General features: G+C 45.1%; 12 protein-coding genes. 6 read left to right on the top strand and 6 right to left on the bottom strand.

Going from position 1 to position 13,276, the window contains the following annotated elements:
• Positions 1 to 26: 26 nt before the first annotated feature.
• The gene (locus tag H6F73_RS18065; RefSeq protein WP_190760175.1) at positions 27 to 1,937 is read right to left on the bottom strand and encodes an abortive infection protein; all 1,911 of its coding nucleotides are present in this window, start codon (positions 1,935 to 1,937) and stop codon (positions 27 to 29) included.
• A gap of 241 nt (positions 1,938 to 2,178) precedes the next feature.
• Positions 2,179 to 3,051 carry a hypothetical protein gene (locus tag H6F73_RS18060; RefSeq protein WP_242072537.1) on the bottom strand — a complete coding sequence of 291 codons (873 nt, stop codon included), beginning with the start codon at positions 3,049 to 3,051 and terminating at the stop codon, positions 2,179 to 2,181.
• A gap of 657 nt (positions 3,052 to 3,708) precedes the next feature.
• Between H6F73_RS18060 and H6F73_RS18055 the strand changes: the two genes are divergently transcribed.
• Positions 3,709 to 6,759: a tetratricopeptide repeat protein gene (locus tag H6F73_RS18055; protein WP_190760174.1), complete on the top strand. Its 3,051-nt coding sequence runs from the start codon at positions 3,709 to 3,711 to the stop codon at positions 6,757 to 6,759.
• 293 nt (positions 6,760 to 7,052) lie between these two features.
• Here H6F73_RS18055 and H6F73_RS18050 read toward each other — a convergent pair whose 3' ends face one another.
• Both H6F73_RS18050 and H6F73_RS18045 read right to left on the bottom strand, forming a co-directional pair.
• Entirely contained in the window at positions 7,053 to 7,457 is a 405-nt protein-coding gene (locus H6F73_RS18050; protein WP_190760173.1) for a hypothetical protein, read from the bottom strand.
• 2 nt (positions 7,458 to 7,459) lie between these two features.
• Positions 7,460 to 8,059 (bottom strand): hypothetical protein, encoded by a 600-nt coding sequence (locus tag H6F73_RS18045; protein ID WP_190760172.1) that lies wholly within the window; start codon positions 8,057 to 8,059, stop codon positions 7,460 to 7,462.
• Between the two features lie 97 nt (positions 8,060 to 8,156).
• On the opposite strand from H6F73_RS18045, the gene H6F73_RS18040 reads away from it, so the two are divergent.
• On the top strand, positions 8,157 to 8,303 hold the full coding sequence (locus H6F73_RS18040; RefSeq protein ID WP_190760171.1) for a hypothetical protein: 147 nt from the start codon (positions 8,157 to 8,159) through the stop codon (positions 8,301 to 8,303).
• Between the two features lie 529 nt (positions 8,304 to 8,832).
• Here H6F73_RS18040 and H6F73_RS18035 read toward each other — a convergent pair.
• The gene (locus H6F73_RS18035) at positions 8,833 to 9,072 is read right to left on the bottom strand and encodes a hypothetical protein (protein WP_190760170.1); all 240 of its coding nucleotides are present in this window, start codon (positions 9,070 to 9,072) and stop codon (positions 8,833 to 8,835) included.
• A gap of 305 nt (positions 9,073 to 9,377) precedes the next feature.
• Between H6F73_RS18035 and H6F73_RS18030 the strand changes: the two genes are divergently transcribed.
• Together H6F73_RS18030 and H6F73_RS18025 are read left to right on the top strand one after the other, a co-directional pair.
• Positions 9,378 to 9,869, top strand: coding sequence for a peptidoglycan-binding protein (locus H6F73_RS18030; RefSeq protein ID WP_190760169.1), 492 nt, complete (start codon positions 9,378 to 9,380; stop codon positions 9,867 to 9,869).
• Between the two features lie 201 nt (positions 9,870 to 10,070).
• Positions 10,071 to 10,508, top strand: a complete 438-nt coding sequence (locus tag H6F73_RS18025; protein ID WP_190760168.1) for a GNAT family N-acetyltransferase — start codon at positions 10,071 to 10,073, stop codon at positions 10,506 to 10,508.
• Positions 10,509 to 10,574: 66 nt separating this feature from the next.
• Here H6F73_RS18025 and H6F73_RS18020 read toward each other — a convergent pair whose 3' ends face one another.
• On the bottom strand, positions 10,575 to 12,215 hold the full coding sequence (locus H6F73_RS18020) for a DUF655 domain-containing protein (RefSeq protein WP_242072555.1): 1,641 nt from the start codon (positions 12,213 to 12,215) through the stop codon (positions 10,575 to 10,577).
• Between the two features lie 482 nt (positions 12,216 to 12,697).
• On the opposite strand from H6F73_RS18020, the gene H6F73_RS18015 reads away from it, so the two are divergent.
• Both H6F73_RS18015 and H6F73_RS18010 read left to right on the top strand, forming a co-directional pair.
• Positions 12,698 to 13,099: a hypothetical protein gene (locus H6F73_RS18015; protein WP_190760166.1), complete on the top strand. Its 402-nt coding sequence runs from the start codon at positions 12,698 to 12,700 to the stop codon at positions 13,097 to 13,099.
• Between the two features lie 11 nt (positions 13,100 to 13,110).
• Positions 13,111 to 13,260 (top strand): hypothetical protein, encoded by a 150-nt coding sequence (locus tag H6F73_RS18010; protein WP_190760165.1) that lies wholly within the window; start codon positions 13,111 to 13,113, stop codon positions 13,258 to 13,260.
• Positions 13,261 to 13,276: the final 16 nt, after the last annotated feature.

Raw genomic sequence — 13,276 nt, 5'->3', positions numbered from 1 at the left:
GTGCATCTGCGGTTAAAAAATCAATACTACCGGCTGCGATGCCCTAAAATTGCCGTCGGCGCAAGCGGCTCAATATCCGGATCAAACCCGCCCACTTGATTCGTCCGAATCAACCATAAAGCAGCACCATGACGTAATAAAATTGCCGCCATTTCATCATGTGCTCGCCTCGGTAACATGGTTCGCCAAGTCGTTATTGCCTTAATAATCACCGTCATCAAATCATCCTCACGATTTGCGCCGGCACCCCCTAAAACATTTTTATACCAGTCAGAACGAACCGTTCCAAAAGGAATTAAATTTTTTTCCAAGGATCTTGCTAAATCCACCAGCTTGCCAAATCGCATCGCTTGTGAATTGTGCGGATGCCGGCGCAGCCAATCTTGAATATGACGGTTAGATTCAACCGCTGCCTCGATACGTTCAATGGTGATATAAAGTGCTTGATTGGAGTCTTGTACGCAAGATTTTGAGGGAGTGACAATTGCCGCGCCGGTGCCATCTCCTATTCTGTAACGTGCCGTCATCATTTCCATTTGCCGGCAAAATTCAGTCATGGGTGACAGCTTAATGCCATCAAAATCATAATCTTGAGTGATGGCATCGTATTTCACAATTACATCAGAAACAGGTCGATTTCCTAACCAACCCCGCCTTAAATCTCCCATGTAGCTAAACCATTTAATTCTGCCGGCAATAATTCCATCCACGTTGTGAGCATATACTTGCCGGTATTCAATATCAAAGCGCAAATCATCCGTGAAGGAATCACGAACCACAGAAGCGATGCCGTAGGAAAAATGACCCGTAACAATTCCAAACATTGTCGGTTCAGCTTTTTTACCCGCAATCGCACCAAAAGCATGAATGACAATGGCTTTATCTCCTTCCTGCCAGTAGGCGTTTACCTCAGAATTCTGATGGGATGCCGGCAATAAACATACAGTTTTACCCGTACCTTTTTTTGCCGCTGTCTTTTTCCAATTTTCCTGCCTTATAAAATGTTTAGCAGCCGGCAAACCGAAATACATTTCATCAGGTTGCAGACGCATCAAAGCACGGGGTTCAATTGCTTGCGTGACAAATAAACCTCCAGCATCTCTTTCGCCATAAATATACCAGCCGGCTGCATTTAAGGGAGATTTTTCTATTAAATAATTGGTTGATCTAGGAACTTCATGCCGATCCGGTGGCGCTTGGGGAATCCGAATCAGTTCTAAAGGGCCATCAAATTGTCTAGAAGTTTTATTAAAATGACGTACCACAAATTTATCACTGCCGGCACTAAACGGTCTTAAAATAGTAACCAGGGCAAAAATGCGACCGCTAATTTGCACCGGCTCTTGAGTAATTATTAAAGCCGGTTTGCCGGTGCGTTCCGTTCCAACAACCACTGGATCGGGTAGCATCACGATTACATCATCTTCCGGACGTGCGCCGGCTAAGGATTCCAAAGGGCCAACCCGCTTCCAATGATTTAATCGAATCGGATGGATCGAACCTGTTTTTTGCTGTTCTAGGGTTGCTTTGGTAAACTGGACATCTCGCGTCACCGACTCAACAAACGCTTGCACTTGGGGTTCAGAACTCCACCGCAACCAGACAACTTTTCCGATCAAATTTTGATGGGCATAATCGGCGTTTTGGACTTCAAAAAGCACCGATCCATCTAACTGACGCTGTTCCTTTGCCGGTAAAATTAACCGTCCTGTCCATAAACCAATCGGTTGATAAAGTTGTGCGGCAGCAATTTGATTTGCCGGCTCACTGATTTGCCTCGCTATCACATCTTGCAAAGGCTCTAAGGGTTCATCTGCCGGCACAAAGTCCCAGCGTCTAGCGACCGTTTGCTGTTGCCGGTTCCGGTAAACCAGAAACAAAACCCCCGCCAAAACTAGCAGCGTTAAACCTAGGGCTAAAGCGTCAGTAACCGCCATAAAAAGCTAAACAATAAGAGTTCAAACTAATGTAAAAACTATTAAAACAAATATTGCGTTCTTGTAAATCTAGATTGTGATATTCAGCCGAGTTTTAGAAGTTAATTAACCATTTTTTGTGCAATTTTCGTAAAATCCAAAAAGCAGAAAAAAGGCAAAAATTAGAATAAAAAATATTTATTTTGCCTTCTATCCTGCACTTTTACGCCCTAAATGGTCTTTGACATTTCTGCCGGCTAGCCTACCAGTGAGCTTGAGGGCCGGCCCAAACATTGCTAACAGTGCGACCAAAAACAACGGGTTGATCATCCTTCGCCGGCACCGTTTCACCGCTAATATCCACCGCCCACAAAGGCCACTGTAGACTTCCCATATTACCGGCACGGAATAACGCTCGATTGGGATAGGTTTGACTCCAGCCTAATAAAACTGCATTCGTGTAATTAATTTGGCTAGGTGCAAGAGTGCTGATGCGGTTGAGATGCCGGTCCCAAACGACAGCGTAGTCGGAAGCATCTGAAGTGCTAAACATCGCCTCAAATTCCCGCGCTAGAATGCGATCGCCGGCTGGTGACCAAGCAATTGGAATTAAAATCGCCACGCTTCCCGGCAAATCCGCTCCATCACTATTAGAAAATGGATGAGCAGCCAAGGGAGAATCAGCCATTATCGTGTGCAAATCTCCTGTTTGCAGATTTTCTACAAACATCACACTGCTAACATGACTGCGAAACAATTCCGGCTGTACTTGCATTTGGATGCGACTATAAGCCGCATATTTTCCATCAGGAGAAATGAGTGACTGGGTGCGATAATAGCGCAGCCCAAACCCAAGTGTCTTACTCACCTCGGCGTGTGTCGTTAATATCCACGTCCAAGGCACAGGATGAGGACTATTCAGGGGATCAAGCTGCACGGGTGATTGAGTCATAGTCGTAGCCGCCGCAGGGACTTCTTTTATTTCCGTTGTTTCGGAAGGTAAGATTGTTGCTCCCGCAGCCCGATCTAGGATAGATAAGCTTAGAGCCACCACCGGCAAAGCCATCAGCAAAATACTTAGAAGTCGGCTAGGTCGTTTGTGAGACCCGCCAAAGGGAAATATGCAGTTAAACATTTAGCTAGGTTGATATAGGGCGTCTGGTGGTGTGAGGAGCAACGCCAAGGAGGGCATCCTTTATTTCTACCTATCTTTAACAAGGTTATCCGGTCTGAAGGGATTTTTAATAAAACTGTTAGGATACTTAACCTTTGAGGGTTTCAAGCTTCCAGTTTTTCTTTTTTGATGGGAATTTTTTAGGCAAAAATATGATTCCAATCTTAATAGTGAGCGTAAATATCCTGTCTGCCAACCCAAATTTTTGAGCGTAGTGTTTAGAAAAAAGTGCTGAGTTTAGAGCGTAAGCCAGGGTTTTGTAATACACTCGCAGCTTTTGGCTGTAGTGCGCCGGCTTTTAAGAGCCGGCAATAGAATTGAGGAGAGATGGGTTCTGTTTCCTAGGTAATGGGTGTTAAATCTCTACAACTAGAATAACGGCTACACAAGTGAGAAAATCAAATCAATGACTCATACCCAAGCCGGTTATGATCGGGTTCAGAGAAAGCCAAAAGATATTGCGTTCTCCCAGAAGAGAGGAGCGCAAAAATCTCATGGCACCGTGCTTTGGCACGATTAAACAAATGACTGTTTGTGAAGAAGTTGAATAGATTTTTACATAACCTCCCCAACATGGGAGATATATGAAAACAGTTCACTAACCGATTGATTGAGACTATGCCTCCTCATCTACATCGCCTTAGCGTTATTACTGCAACCTTGCTCATCTCTTTGAGTTTTCCGTTACCACTGGTAAGGAATACTTGGGGAAGTGGTGCTGCATGGGCACAGGCGCAGACAAGAGAAGAACCCAGAGATCAGGCATTGCGGCTGTATCAAGTAGGTCTTCAGCAATTCAATCAAGGTCAGTTTCGAGAAGCTTTAGAGACGTTTCAAAGTGTTTTAGTGATTGTCAGAGAAATTGGTAACAAGGCAGGGGAAGGTAAAGTGTTCAACAATATTGGGGTAGTTTACGACAACCTAGGACAGTACCCCAAAGCATTGGAGTCTTATCAACAAGCCTTAGCCATTTACCAAGAAATTGGTGACAAAGAAGGAGAAGGTACGACGCTCAACAATATTGGGTTTGTTTACGACAACCTGGGACAGTACCCCAAAGCCTTGGAATATTATCAACAAGCCTTAGCTATTGACCAAGAAATTGGTGACAAGGCAGGGGAAGGTAAAGTGTTCAACAATATTGGGTCAGTTTACGCCAACCTAGGACAGTACCCCCAAGCCTTGGAGTCTTATCAACAAGCTTTAGCCATTGTCAAAGAAATTGGTGACAAGGCAGGAGAAGGTAAGATGCTCAACAATATTGGGTTTGTTTACGACAGCCTAGGACAGTACCCTGAAGCCTTGGAGTATTATCAACAAGCTTTAGCCATTGCCAAAGAAATTGGTGACAAGGCAGGGGAAGGTACGAGGCTCAACAATATTGGGTTTGTTTACGACAACCTAGGACAGTACCCTAAAGCTTTGGAGTCTTATCAACAAGCTTTAGTCATTGCCAAAGAAATTGGTGACAAGGCGATGCAAGGTACGATGCTCAACAATATTGGGTTAGTTTACGACGGCCTAGGACAGTACCCCAAAGCCTTAGAGTATTATCAACAATCCTTAGCCATTCGCAAAGAAATTGGTGACAAGGCAGGAGAAGGGACGGCGCTCACGAATATTGGGTCAGTTCATCACAGCCTAGGACAGTATCCCAAAGCGTTTGAGTCTTATCAACAAGCCTTAGCTATTCACCAAGAAATTGGTAACAAGGCACAAGAAGGTATAACGCTCAACAATATTGGGTTAGTTTACAGCAGCCTAGGACAGTACCCCAAAGCTTTGGAGTCTTATCAACCAGCTTTAGCCATTGTCAAAGAAATTGGTGACAAGACAACAGAAGGGACGGCGCTCACGAATATTGGGTCAGTTTACGCCAACCTAGGACAGTACCCCAAAGCCTTGGAGTCTTATCAACAAGCCTTAGCTATTCACCAAGAAATTGGTAATAAGGCAGGAGAAGGTACAGCACTCAACAATATTGGGTTTGTTTACTTCAACCTAGGACAGTACCCCAAAGCCTTGGAGTATTATCAAGCAGCTTTAGCTATTCACCAAGAAACTGGTAATAAGGCGGAAGAAGGTACAACGCTCAACAATATTGGGTTTGTTTACGACAACCTAGGACAGTACCCTAAAGCTTTGGAGTCTTATCAACAAGCTTTAGTCATTGCCAAAGAAATTGGTGGTAAGGCGATGCAAGGTACGATGCTCAACAATATTGGATTTGTTCACCATACTCAAGGTAAATATTCCCAAGCCGAAACCACCTTATTGGCAGCTATTGAGGTTTTGGAACCACTGCGATCACCAGAATTAAAAGATGACCAAAAAATCTCCATTTTTGAACAGCAAGCTACTACCTACCGCTTTCTGCAACAAGCTTTGGTTGCACAAAATAAATTTGTTGAAGCACTCTTAATTGCTGAACGCAGTCGCGGTCGTGCTTTGGTGGAGTTATTAGACTCCAAGCTCTCACAAAACCCCAACAATCAACCCAATCTCAAACCCCCAACCCTTCCAGAAATTCAGCAAATTGCCTCCCAGCAAAACGCTACCCTTGTTCAATATTCGATTATTTATGAACAATACCAAAATCAAGGAAAACAAGAATGGCAGCAATCAAAACTCTACATTTGGGTCATTAAACCCACAGGTGAAATTGCCTATAAGCAAGTAGACCTGAAAAAATTATTGAACACCTCCCTACAAGACCTCGTTACCACCAGCCGTGATGATATCGGTGTGAGAAGTCGCAGTATCTTTGAAGTAACTACCACAAATCCCCTACCCGAAAACTCAACCGAAAAATTACAACAACTCCACCAACTCCTAATTGCACCCATTGCCGGCTTGCTCCCAAAAAATCCTGATGACCGAGTCATCTTCATCCCACAAGAATCGCTGTTTCTCGTCCCCTTCCCCGCACTGCAAGACGAGCAAGGCAAATACTTAATTGAAAAACATACCATCCTCACCGCACCGGCAATTCAAGTTCTAGACTTAACCCACAGGCAGAAGCACAACACTCAAAGGTCAGTCAAGGATGTGCTAGTTGTGGGCAATCCTACCATGCCCAAAATTCAAATCGGAGAATTAGTTGCAAACTTAGATCCTCTTCCTGGCGCAGAAAGGGAAGCGATTCAAATTGCCAAACTCTTCAACACCGAAGCACTGATAGGTAGCAAAGCCACCAAAACAACGGTGATGGAGAAAATGCAACAAGCACGCATCATTCATCTGGCGACCCACGGCTTACTTGATGATTTTAAAGGATTTGGTATACCGGGAGCCATCGCGCTTGCTCCTCTAGGCAAACCTGATGATGTGATCGATGGTTTACTCACTGCCGGCGAAATATTTGACATGAAACTGCAAGCTGATTTAGTTGTCCTCAGCGCCTGCGACACCGGACGCGGTGACATTAAAGGCGATGGTGTAGTTGGCTTATCTCGCTCTTTAATTGCTGCGGGAGTCCCGAGCGTCCTGGTATCGCTGTGGGCAGTTAATGATAATTCTACTGCCTTTTTAATGAATGAATTTTATCGCTATCTACAACAAAATCCTGACAAAGCTGTTGCTCTACGTCAAGCCATGCTCACCACCATGAAAGAATATCCCAATCCTAAACAATGGGCGGCATTTACGCTGATCGGCGAGGCGAATTGAAGTTTTATAAATATTTCAATTAACCCTTAATCTTTCTAAATTCATCGCCCCCTAAATCCACGCCAGTTGCTCCACTTGGGGAGACCCCAAGACCGCACTGGCTCCCCAATTCTGGGGGACTTTAAATGCCGGTTCCCCAAAAGTTGATTTGCCCCCTAAATCCACGCCAGTTGCTCCACTTGGGGAAACCCCAAGACCGCACTGGCTCCCCAATTCTGGGGGACTTTAAATGCCGGTTCCCCCCAGAATTGGGGGGCTAGGGGGGCGACATCCAGCGTTTTACTGATAAGTCGCTAATCAATTTTTATCTCTATTGTCATGCCTTTAATGTCTGAATTGGGGTAGGAATCGATATAAGATTTTGCAATTAACTTCAACGCTTCAGCGTAGCTAAATGCTGCTGCTAGTTGCTTCCAAGTCGGTGAACCTTTTAATTTAATCCCGCGCTCTTTAGCGGCACGCCGGCAGCCATTATAAGAGCCGTAGAGTTTTAGCAATTCGTCTTTTTCAGTCAGTGATGGGGCTGCTGGCAATGCGGGAAGTGGAGTTTTTAAATCGGGCGTTTCCTGAACAATTTGCCGTTCCAATTCATTAACAGCGACTTGAGCAACTGTGAAGATTGCAGCCGCATTCTCCAGTTCTTTCTGCTGATTTTCCTTAAGCTGTTCTAATAAGTCATTAATTCGCTTTCTACCCATGTTCAATCACCTAATAAAGATCGATTTACCGATGCAGGATCAGTATGCATTTGTGGCCGAGCCTTGCGATCATCTTCCGTGCTGGCTTGCGTGGGTAGCTGGGGCACAGATGCCGGCTTAATTTCTTCAGGTGGGTTTTCTTCCTTCCACCATGAAACAATTGCGCCAACGGCTCGAAGGAACTTGAAAAATCGGCCTGGAAGGGTCACAAAATCCCACTGTGTCTGAGATTCGTTCTGAACATCAGAAACCTCATCAAACACCTGCGTGAGTTCATTCAAATGATTTGACATCTTGCCCATTTCTTGCTCTAGTTGAGAAACAATGAACTGGTTATTGTCAGCTAATTGGTGTTTTTCTAAAGCCAGTTGGTTAATAAACCCATGCAAGCGCTCAACATCTGCTTTGAGTGTGAGAGCAGATTGTTTGTGTTCTTGATTGCGGCGAAGTAATTGAGCGCGGCTGCGGTTGCTGAAAATCAAGGACGCTCTCATTTCCTCGTAAACTTGTCGGGCTTCAGCGCTACTAACATTTTCGATTGTTTTAGGAAAATCGGCGGCTGAGCGAAATCGGGCTGCTGGTTGTTCAGGGTTTTTGGGCATGATGATTGATTGATGTTTAAGTAGAAGTTTGTCATTGCTAGATTGAATCTAGCAAGCTAGACATCCAACGCTGCACAGGATTGTTCCATTTAGAGTATTGTCACTAAGCCATGCGGCGATAGAACTGAATCAGGGCGTGCCGGCAAAGATCGCTTCAAACCATCTCTGGCAGGTGGGATTTGTTGATGCCGGCATAGGGAAGAGACAGGATAACGGCAATACAAACATCGCGGATTTTGCTTAATATTCCCCTAATACCAGGTAAACTACCGCCAGTGTGATAATTGTCATGAGCCGGCTACAATGTCGCAAAAAACCAGCTCATAAAGTTTCCGCCTCAATGCCGGCTCATCAATAGAAACTTGTGAATGTATATGGCTGCCTCAGTTGCTAATGCTGCCTTGCAAGCATTCTCAAAGCACTTCTTAGCTTGCTATTGATGTGCTTCGCCATTTCTATTAAACCTGTTTAATCTAACGGTTCGGTCATAATACTTTTTTCTCGGATAAGCTAGCCGTTATTCGATAACAGATTATTTCTCGGTATAACAATATTTTTTTATTGAGGTTTAATAATATAAGAGCGGCATTAATCTTGCCTAAATCAACAGAGTTAAAATTAATACAACTTCTATAATTACCGATTATTTTAACTACACTAACCTTTTCTAACCTCTACTCTTATCAAAAATTGAAGAATCTTCTATTCGGGCGATATAAATGTTTTTTACCGCCCAATCATTTGGAACTTGACAAAAACCCAGCTTGCTATAGCTAGAGTAATTCTTCAATTTCGCGCAGTAGCGCTTCGTCAGAATAAGATTTTTCCCACTCACCTTGAAGCTCAAGCCGCACCGATTGAGCACCCCCACTCGGCGTACAGACAACCCAATAGGCATCGTCTTTTCCTTTAACCTGAGCGGCGGCGCGGTTCTCTGACTCATCTGACAAACCCGAAAAAGCCTGAACACACGTCCAGGTAACGCCTTTAGTGTCTGTAACTTCTCGCGGCATGGCGATTCTCCCTTCTGGTCACATCTTTACACCTCAACTATTTTCCCGCTTTGTTACCCCCGTAGTGCACCCCCTAAGGACGAGCATAGTAATTGAACACCGGCATCTCTGGGAGGATGTCAAAACTTGGGAATTTAGCGGCGTCTCACTTTACTGTTGCATCTTCCTGCTCGCCCTCATCCCTATGGGTGAACTCACCGAAGGATTGTCAAACCCTCCAAAGCGATGAACTGCTTGGGCGATGGTGACGAGGGGTGTTGCCCCCTAATCTAGGAAGTGTAGAGATTCAACCCACCCAAACAACTATGCAACTCACTGATAAGCAACTTTCTTCTACCCAAGCCACAGCTCAACTGAACAAGCCTCTCCTGGTACTCGGATCAACAGGTGACGCCGTTATAGAACTGCAAAAGCTCCTTAATCACTGGGGTTACTGCCCTGTGGTTGACGGGATCTTTGCGCCGGCAACCTTAGAATTTGTGAAAGCCTTTCAGCGCCGCGTCTTCCTCACAGCCGATGGCATTGTCGGGAATTTAACCTGGCAAGCACTGTACACCGGCGCTCCTATTAATATGCCGGTTTTACAACGGGGAAGCAAAGGTCAAGCAGTCATGACAGTTCAGGAAACCCTGCAAATTATTGGCCAATACACGGGCCTGATTGACGGTGATTTTGGCCCCATGACTGACAGCGCCGTTCGCAGTTTCCAAGCAAATGCCGGTTTAGTCGCTGATGGCATTGTTGGTTCTCGGACTTGGTATGCCTTGAGCAAAATTTTCGCACCAACCGGGTGCTAAATAGCCAGCTATCGAACTTCAGCAGGGGTGAACAACTTCCCTGCTGAGGCTCGTTGGGCGTTAGTATTAGCAGCTAAGAAAACTATCGCTATCCTCTGTAATTTGTGAATAATTATTACTCAGAAAAGCTTGGCGTGCAAGCCTCTTTCCCGCTAAAAATATGACAAAAGATTTAGTAGAATTACTATACTAAGAGTAAAAATGATTCGGGAATACGAAGAAAAAGACCTAGAGGAAGTGTTGTCCGTATGGGCAGATGCGTCGGAATTAGCTCATTCATTTCTGAGCAATGAATTCTTGGCGTCAGAGAGAAAAAGCATCTCAGAAATTTATTTGCCTAATGCAGAAACGTGGGTTTTTGAAGTAGATGGTTGTGTCGTTGGGTTTATCTCCCTACTCGGAAATGAAGTGGGTGGTTTTTTTGTCGATCCAAAACGACACGGTCACGGTATTGGCCGTGCGCTCATGGATCATGCTAAAGAACTCAGAGAAAATCTTGAAGTAGAGGTGTTTTCCGCTAATTCAATCGGTCGAGCGTTTTATGACAAATATGGTTTCATTTTATTAGAAGAAAAAATACATCATCAAACCGGCTTCGATTTATTAAGGTTAAGGTTAGCGGTTAATAAGTCACTGTAGCCGGCTACATTTAGCGGCTGCGGCTTAATTCTCATAATTTAAAATGCCCGTTCATTATGCGTCAGCTTACCAAGTAACGCGATCTCGCAACTTCTCTAAGATTTTTGGGCCAACTCCAGGTACACGATCCAAATCTTCAACAGATGTAAAGGGTTTTTGCTGCCGCGCCGCGACGATCTGCTGGGCTAATTTTGGCCCCACTCCTGGCAATGACTCTAATTCTTGCTCAGTGGCTGTGTTGAGATTGATTCGCTGTTCAGTTTGAGTCTTGTCTTGCCGGCTAATAGCCAATGGAGAACCCGAAGGAACCGGCTTGCCTTGTGAGGGAGTTTGGGAGGCTACAGCCGGCACACACTGTTGCTGTAGCGCCTGCACTCTTCGCTGAATTATCACCGGCACCCCCAACTGAGCACCGGCATAAAGTCGTTCAAATTCCCGCTTAAAATGGGCGGCAACGGTCGGACTTTGAACCACCAGCACCGTTTCATCGTTGCCGGTGTTAGCCGCATCACTCCAATTATGAGAACCGGCAATTGTCGTTGTATCATCCACAACTGCAAATTTGTGATGCAACAAATCTCCAGGCGGCAGCATTGGCACCCCAACCGTTGTAATTGGATTTTTCCAGGGCCGGTTGTTGGGTTCATATTTGCAATTATCACCCAGAGCAACCCCCATCATATCCAACCCCTCGCTATAACTTCTATGAGCAAAACTCGAATCAATTAACGCCCGAACTTCGACGCCTTGCTGACGAGAAGTTTCAAGAATATTGGCAAGTTGCTGTTCAGAAAATACAAATAAAGCAAGATTAATTGATTGACTTGCCGCAGCTAATGTTTGGCCGATAAATCCATTAGGAGTTTGGTTCCAAGGGACGCTTTTAGAGACTGGAGAAAATTGCACCGTAACAGTCGTTTGACCTAATTGAACTTGTCGTGCCGGTCGAAACGGTTTTTTCACCCCAAATTTACTATCTAATTTACCTGCCGGCCCGTCGCCCCACATCAGATTAAATTCTTGAGTAAATGAAGCAGCCACCTCAGAACTATCAATTTTTAGCAAATTATTCGCATTGCCTCGACTATCAGCCGATTTAAAATCCCCATGAATATCACTACTCGTGAAATTCGCTGAAGTGAGGATTATCGTTGCACCATCAACGATCACAAATTTGTGATGCATCAAATTGCTGCCTTTTGATCCGTCGGCTGTATCATCAATGAGCGCGATGCCGGCATCACGTAATAGAACTAAAGCATCTCTTTGCTTAATTTCATCTGGACTCAGCTCATTATCGCCGTTGATATCAACTAAACGCCGAAATTCGCTGTAGCGATCACTCTCGCGTTCCGGCAGTTCTTTAACTTCGGCGGGTGTGAACGTACTCCAAGGCCGGCTGTAGTTATTTTCCAGAATTAATCGCACCTTCACCCCAGCTTTGTGACGCTCAACAATCGCTTTGGCAATTTCAGGTAAGCGCAACTCTTGAACCGCAACATCTAGCGTCGAACGAGCGCTAGCAATTGTATCGACAATTAACCGTTCTAAATCATCACCGGCACGCTGGTAACGCCGGTAAGGCTCAGTATACTCAGCCGTTTGTGAGTGATTGAAATAGACCTGAACAAAAGCATCTTGCGGCAGAGGAGCCAGTCGCTGCGGTTGGGGCTGCCGGCCTTTACAAGCAGCGAGAGTCAGTGCCAGCAAAAAGGCATAGCTTAAACGCCGATGAGTTGAGGAAAGTATCTGCACAGGCCGTATTGATTTTAGGTTGAGATTTTCCAAAATGTAAAACTCATAAATCTTATAATATGATGAGCTTTCACTTTTAGGAAATTTATTAAACGAAATCATTAATCCATCGAACTTGCTATTAGGCAATTATCGGTTATCACTGGCAACGAATTTTAAAATAACAGAGTTAACAAAATAGCCGCAATCGCCTAACCAGAAGGCTTTCGCTAGGCTTCCCAAAAGTTCGCGCATCCCACTTCCCCACACCCAACGAAAAAGATTTTTCAACATAACAGCGATTGAAAAGTTAAAGTAAGATCAAACTTATGAAGTAAGAACTCTCAGCGATGGGGCAGATTGCACGTCTTGTCCAGCTGTCTTGATGACGCGAAGTGTCTTTAGAGCAGCGGCAATTTTACAGGTGTGTGGGTCTGAACCAACACCACTGTTTTATGCCAAGAAGAAAGAAGACATTTCTGTGTGGACATCAGGGGTATGGTCAAGGGTGCCATCGGTGCGCTCAAGTACGGACGGCACGGGAAAAACATGACCGAGCACGTGCGGAAAAACAAGAAAGAAAACAGGAGTGGGAGGCGTCATTTGCCGAAGATCCCATTGATCTAAGAAACCTGCCTGACCATGTGGTGGTTAAGGCACGCGCTATCATCGCCGGCTTGATGACGAGCCGAAATTATAGAGAATTTGGGGGCAAGCGTCTGCGCCATGATCGCTTCATCATCAGTATCCCTGTAACCCGCAACTACCGGATGCTATGCCGTGACTGCGGGACTTTTTTAGTTCCAGAAGAAGTGCTTTCTCACGAAGAGTACAACGTATGTAAGCCGGGAAGTTAGGGGGATTGGGGATGGGGCATGGGGCATTGGGCATTGGGCATGGGGCATTGGGCATTGGGCAAGGCTTCGCCAACCTAGAGGTATGGGCACTCAGGACTCAGCACTCAGCACTCAGGACTCAGCACTCAGCACTCTCTACCTCTGATTTGTTGAGAAAGTAGCTTCACCGGCTCTAGC

Source organism: Microcoleus sp. FACHB-68, assembly GCF_014695715.1.
In the GTDB taxonomy this organism is placed as follows: Bacteria; Cyanobacteriota; Cyanobacteriia; order Cyanobacteriales; family Oscillatoriaceae; genus FACHB-68.
This window is presented reverse-complemented; position numbering and strand designations above follow the sequence as displayed.